We start from the raw sequence: 462 nt of genomic DNA, 5'->3' as shown, positions 1-462 counted from the left end.
GCTTAAACGAGCCCAGCTTCGGTTCGATGAGCGCTTTGATTTTCATTTTTACGATCTGGACTTTTCGAGATCTGCCCGTGCTCTTGGGTTGAGGATTGGGACATGGCCCGTGCAGCTGCTTCATGAAAGCGCGGGAAACTTTGGTGATCCGAAATGGGTGTCGAATCGTGATATTTATCTCGAAAAATGGCGTGAATAGATGGATTATTAGTATTTATCATCTATCTTTGAGAAATATTTCATGAATTATTATCAGAATTTCAACTCCACCATTCTCGATTTGGTGGAGGAAAGTGCCGTCAATTTTTGCGAGTTTGGTTGCGGTGCGGGGTCTTTGGCCCAGGCTGTGAAGAAAAAAATCCCACATGCGCGTTATACCGGGGTGGATATTGCTGCAGAACCTTTGGCGCAGGCGCGTCACGTGCTCGATAATTCCATACTGCTCAATTTGGACGCCTGCCC

Annotated in this window: 2 protein-coding genes; both read left to right on the top strand. The window is 46.5% G+C overall.

Annotation, left to right across the window (positions count from 1 at the left end; genetic code table 11):
* The coding region (locus GVL52_RS32010) for a hypothetical protein (protein ID WP_210254128.1) at nucleotides 1-199 on the top strand (199 nt) is incomplete at its 5' end.
* A 42-nt stretch (nucleotides 200-241) separates the two neighbouring features.
* The coding region (locus GVL52_RS32005; RefSeq protein ID WP_160012727.1) for a methyltransferase at nucleotides 242-462 on the top strand (221 nt) is incomplete at its 3' end.

This window comes from Rhizobium sp. 18055 (assembly GCF_902706285.1).
Lineage (GTDB): Bacteria > Pseudomonadota > Alphaproteobacteria > Rhizobiales > Rhizobiaceae > Rhizobium.
This window is presented reverse-complemented; position numbering and strand designations above follow the sequence as displayed.